Here is a 5,361-nt window from a genome sequence, read left to right as displayed (position 1 = left end):
GGAGATACGCGACGACATCCACGAAGCCTTCCTCACCCTGGGATGCGCACTCATCTGCTGGCGACGCCTGAAGTCATTGCGTTAGGAGTTCTAAGAACACCACGAGAAAGAAGACCACCCAGCAGAACACCAGAGCCCTCCGTCCCCGCCGCGCCCACACCAGGCGCCCGCCCGGACGGACCAGCCAGGCACACCGACGTTCCCTCGGGCCGTGCCCGCAGCGGACGAGATGCATCCGGGCCTCCTGCTGCTGCGCGAACTCGGGGCAGCTCGCCCCGAACTGCTGCTGACCGGCCAGACGCTGACCGACCAAGGCCGCGCCGTGACCGTCATGCTGGAAGCCGGCTGGAGCCGCGAGCAGCTACAACACGTCATCGCTGCCCGGCCGCTGCCACACCCGGTCCGCACCACGGTCGGCGCGATCATCGCCGCCCGCCTCCGCACCGCCCAGGCATACCCACCACCCGCCATGGCCGCCGACCGCGACAGCCGCCCCCCGAGGGCCACCCCGCCACCGCAGCCAACCACCTCTCCAACCGCGCGCACGGTGAGCGAGGCCCTGGCCTACCGGGCCCTCGTCGAATGCACCGGCTGCGGCGTCCCCCGAACCGCCCCCGGCGAAGACCTCTGCCCAGCCTGCCTCCACTGGCCGCTCTGCCGCACATGCCCCGGCCCAACCCCCCGGCGCGCCCGCCCCGACAGCGACGGTCGCTGCACCACGTGCGCCTCCGTACCGGTCGGCGAACTGGAAGGAATCAGCCCGTGACAGCCACGTCCACACCCCTTCCCGGCCGAGCGGCACAAGCGGTCCTGTCCATGAGCGCGCAGTCGGGCAGGGTTTGAGGCCGCGGCCTCCATCACAGCAGCCCAGCGTCCAGTCGGCGCCCTGCCGGAGAAGCCGCATGGCTACAGGAGAACCCTGAGATCCTGGGACCCAAAGCCGTCAAACATGATCGCCGCAGGTGGCCGACGTCCCGGCTGGGTGGTTCATGAGCGATCGCCTATGAAACGAACTGCTGCAAGCAGTGGGGAGCTGGCGCAGTCTTGCTCAGACTCTGCATGCTGATGGGGGCTCGGCGAAGGCGCCGGCGGCTGCGGCGAGGGCGGCTGTTCTGGCTGCATGGCCGGGCAGTTGCGGGTCGGGTGTCGTGCGGAGGAGCACCAGTTGGTGGTACAGCGGCGCGGTGGCCGCGATGAGCAGTTGCCGGGCGTCAGTGTGCGGTGGCAGTTCGCCGTGCCGGACCGCCCGGCTGACGATGATTTCGCAGCGGGCGTACCGGTCCTCCCAGAGCCGCTGTTGGGCCTCGGCGGCTTTCTCGGAGCGGAACGAGGCGGCGATCAGTGCTGCCATGATCGGTGGCTGTGTAGTCAGGGCTGTGTGGATCTCCTGGTTCAGTGCTGCCAGATCGTTTTCCAGTGAGCCGGTGTCCGGTGGCTGCCAGTCGTCATCGGACGCCGCGTCGAGAACGTCGGCGAGCAGGCCGCCGACGTCCCCCCAGCGCCGGTACACCGTTGTGCGGTGCACGCCGGCGCGGGCGGCGACGGCGTCGGTGGTGAGCCCGTCATAACCGTGTTCGCCAAGTTCGGCGACGACTGCGTCGAGCACCTGCTGACGAATCCGGGCGGTGCGGCCCCCGGGTCGGCGGCGGGTCGGCGGCGGAGGGGTGCCTTCCGGTCCTGGTTCTGTGGGAGTCATCGCTGAATACCTTTGCTCGGGCGTCGTCGCTATGGCAAGATCTTAAAGCAGCAGTTGTCGCACTAGTGGATGATCGATCCTCTTCCGAAGCGTTCGCCCGGCCGCGCAACCCTCGACGGCCGCCTCGTTCTCGAATGCTTTGGAGTCTCTGCATGCCCACACAGATCACTGCACTCGCCATCAGCAAGTCCTCCAACGGCAGGCTCGTTCTTGACTCGGTGACCTGCTCGCTCGCCGCGGGCGAGCGCACCGGGATCATCGGTGAGAACGGATCGGGCAAGTCCACCTTGCTGCGCCTGTTCGCCGGGCGTGAACGGCCCGACCAGGGCGAGGTGGTCGTCCAGGCCACCGGCGGGGTCGGCTACTTCGCCCAGGACGAGCAACTGGCGGCGCAGGCGACGGTCCAGCAGGTCATCGACCGGGGGCTGAGCGATCTGCGTGCGGTCGAGCAGCGAACGCGCCGTCTGGAGACCGCGATGGCCGACGGTGACGAGTCCGGCATGGCCGAATACGGCGAACTACTCACGGTCTTCGAGGTGCGCGGCGGCTTCGACGCCGACGCCCGCGTGGAACGTGCCCTGTACGGACTGGGCCTGGGGCTGGTGGGCCGTGACCGTACGGTGGGCAGCTTGTCCGGCGGAGAACGGGTCAGGTTACGACTGGCGGCCTGCCTGGCGGCGGCGCCGGAGGTGCTATTGCTGGACGAGCCGACCAACCATCTCGACGACGGTGCCCTGAGCTGGCTGGAAGAGCACCTGCGCGCACGGCGGGGCACCACCGTGACGGTCTCCCACGACCGCGTCTTCCTCGAACGGGTTGCGACCAGCCTGTTGGAGGTAGACGGCGACACGCGTCGCGTGGTGCGGTACGGCAACGGCTACACCGGTTACCTCGCCGAGAAAGCCGCTGCCCGGCAGCGCTGGGCCCAGGCGTACGACCAGTGGCGGGCCGACCTCGACGGGCTCCGCGAGGCAGCCGCGACCACCGCTCGCCAGGTGGCCCCCGGCCGTCCGATGAAGGACGGCAACAAGTTGGCCTACAACCGGGCGGGCGGCCGCGTGCAGCAATCGCTGGCCAGCCGAGTGCGCAACGCCGAGGAACGACTGCGCCGCCTCCTTGCCGACCCGGTACCGCCCCCGCCGGAGCCACTGCGCTTCACCCCCGTACTGCGGACCCGCCGCCTACAGGGCGTCGTACTCGATGCCGCCGACATTGCCGTCACGGATCGACTTGCACGCACCTGCTTATCCGTCACGGCGGGCCAGCGCCTGCTGATCACAGGACCGAACGGGGCGGGCAAGAGCACCCTGCTGCGCGTCCTGGCCGGGGACATCACTCCCGACAGCGGAAGCGTCACCTGCCGCGGCAGGATCGGCTACCTCCCCCAAGAACCGCGACCCGGGGAACCGGCCGAGACCGTGCTGGCCGCCTTCGCCCGTGGCCGGACAGGAGAGGCCGCCGAACACGCCGGACAACTGCTGTCCCTCGGTCTGTTCGACCGCGAACAGCTCGCGGTGCCAGTCGGCCGGCTGTCCACCGGCCAGCTGCAGCGTCTGGCCCTGGCGCGACTGCTCAGTGCGCCATCGGATGTCTTGTTGCTCGACGAACCAACCAACCATCTCTCACCCGCCCTCACGGAGGAGCTGGAAACCGCTCTGAGCGGGTACGACGGCACGCTCGTCATCGTCAGCCATGACCGCGGGCTGCGTCGGCACTGGCAGGGCGCCCATCTGGCCTTACAGGCGACAGATACGTCCGCCGCCACGCGCTGAGGTCCTCCCGCCCCGCAGACATCGCTCAGGAAGGATGAAATTCGTAATGCCGCATGTTCCCGCCGACCCGACCGTGGTGCACCCGATGCCCGAGCAGCCGCGAGTGGTGCTGCTGAAACCGCTGATCACCTCGCCGCTGATCGAGGTCGGAGACTTCTCCTACTACGACGACCCCGATGACCCGACCGCCTTCGAGACCCGCAACGTGCTGTACCACTACGGGCCGGAAAAGCTGGTCATCGGCAAGTTCTGCGCACTGGGCGAGGGCGTGCGGTTCATCATGAACGGCGCCAACCACCGCATGGACGGCCCCTCCACGTTCCCATTCCCGATCATGGGCGGTTCCTGGGCCGAACACTTCGACCTCATCACCGGCCTGCCCGGACGAGGCGACACCGCGGTGGGCCATGACGTCTGGTTCGGCTACCGGGCCACGGTGATGCCCGGCGTCCGCATCGGCCACGGAGCGATCATCGCCTCCGGCTCCGTCGTCGTCGACGACGTCCCCGACTACGGCATCGTCGGCGGCAACCCCGCCCGCCTCATCCGCCGCCGCTACAGCGAAACCGACATCAACCGCCTCCTCGCCCTGGCCTGGTGGGACTGGCCGCTCCAGCACATCACCGAACACATCCGCACGATCATGTCCGGCAGCATCGACGACCTGGAGAACGCGGCACCCGGGCACGCGGAAACGGAACATCTGGACCCACCAACCCCCAGCGCCACGGACCGTTGAACGAACCCGGCCCAGGACGACCTGCGCGGTAACCCGCCCCCTATCCGCGATCCACCATTCCAGCACCGAGAATCGAGCTGTCAGCATGCCTGCTTCGCTCCACTACAACCCGTTCGCCAACTGGCTTCGCACCCACGCCGTCCCCCTCGACCACCTCGATCCCGAGGCACCACTCGACGATCTGGAGCCGCTGCGCGCCATCATCGGCGACGCACGTGTCGTCGCGATCGGCGAAAGTTCCCACTTCGTCAACGAGTTCGCATCCATGCGCGAGCGCATCCTGCGGTTCCTGGCCGAGCGCTGCGGATTCACCGTCCTGGCCTTCGAGTACGGCTTCAGCGAAGGCTTCCCCCTTGACGCGTGGGCCCAGGGCGAGGGGCCGGACGACGACCTGTCGGCGCACCTCGCCGGGACAATCCCCGTGGGAGTCGACGAGCCGCTGCGCTGGATACGCCGACACAACCGAACCACCTCAACGCCGGTGCGCTTCACAGGCATCGACATCCCGGCGGCCGGTGGGTCCTTGCTTCCCGCCCTGGCCCCGGTTGCCGACTACCTGCGCCGGATCGATCCCGAAACCCTGCCGGTCGTCCAGGAGGCGATACGGATCGCCGAATCGTTCGCCGGTGGCTCTGCGGCCGTCGCCGCGCCCGCGTGGGGACGCCTGGCCACCGCCGAACAAGACGCCCTCAGCGCCACCCTGACGCGCCTGCTCATCCGGTTCCGCTCCGTCGAACCGCTGTATGTCTCCCGCGGCGACCAGCCCAGCTACGACACCGCCGTACGCCGACTCGAAGGCGCCTGCCACGCCGACTACACCTTCCGCGCCATGGCCGACCTCTTCGCCGGCAAAGGGCTGACCGCCGACACCTCAGCCCGCGACGTCTACATGGCCGAGTCGGTCCTGTGGCACCTGGGACGCTTCGAACCCGGGACCCGCGTCGTGCTGGCGGCTCACAACGCCCACATCCAGAAGACACCGGTGGCCTTCAACGGTCACCTCACGGGACTCCCCATGGGACAGCACCTGCACCGCACGCTCGGCGATGACTACTTCGCCCTAGGCCGTGTCTCTTTGGTGGGCTCATCAGTTGATCGGATGTGTCTGTCCGATTAGTGATCACTGATGTGATGTGGGACCGGATCGCGCCGCT

General features: G+C 68.6%; 5 protein-coding genes. 4 read left to right on the top strand and 1 reads right to left on the bottom strand.

Annotated features, from left to right (window positions below):
- Nucleotides 1-211: 211 nt before the first annotated feature.
- On the top strand, nt 212-766 hold the full coding sequence (locus tag AB0N90_RS37500) for a hypothetical protein (protein ID WP_365203957.1): 555 nt from the start codon (nt 212-214) through the stop codon (nt 764-766).
- A 282-nt stretch (nt 767-1,048) separates the two neighbouring features.
- On the opposite strand, the gene AB0N90_RS37495 is transcribed toward AB0N90_RS37500, so the two are convergent.
- The gene (locus AB0N90_RS37495; protein WP_365203955.1) at nt 1,049-1,696 is read right to left on the bottom strand and encodes a TetR/AcrR family transcriptional regulator; all 648 of its coding nucleotides are present in this window, start codon (nt 1,694-1,696) and stop codon (nt 1,049-1,051) included.
- A 152-nt stretch (nt 1,697-1,848) separates the two neighbouring features.
- Between AB0N90_RS37495 and abc-f the strand changes: the two genes are divergently transcribed.
- From abc-f to AB0N90_RS37480, 3 genes are all read left to right on the top strand, one after another.
- A complete protein-coding gene (gene abc-f, locus AB0N90_RS37490; RefSeq protein WP_365203953.1) occupies nt 1,849-3,468 on the top strand; it encodes a ribosomal protection-like ABC-F family protein in 1,620 nt (539 codons plus the stop codon).
- A 46-nt stretch (nt 3,469-3,514) separates the two neighbouring features.
- Nucleotides 3,515-4,207: a CatB-related O-acetyltransferase gene (locus tag AB0N90_RS37485; RefSeq protein ID WP_365203951.1), complete on the top strand. Its 693-nt coding sequence runs from the start codon at nt 3,515-3,517 to the stop codon at nt 4,205-4,207.
- 85 nt (nt 4,208-4,292) lie between these two features.
- On the top strand, nt 4,293-5,324 hold the full coding sequence (locus AB0N90_RS37480; protein ID WP_365203949.1) for an erythromycin esterase family protein: 1,032 nt from the start codon (nt 4,293-4,295) through the stop codon (nt 5,322-5,324).
- The last annotated feature ends 37 nt before the right edge of the window (nt 5,325-5,361 follow it).

The organism is Streptomyces sp. NPDC093018 (genome assembly GCF_040684035.1).
Classification (GTDB): Bacteria; Actinomycetota; Actinomycetes; order Streptomycetales; family Streptomycetaceae; genus Streptomyces; species Streptomyces murinus.
This window is presented reverse-complemented; position numbering and strand designations above follow the sequence as displayed.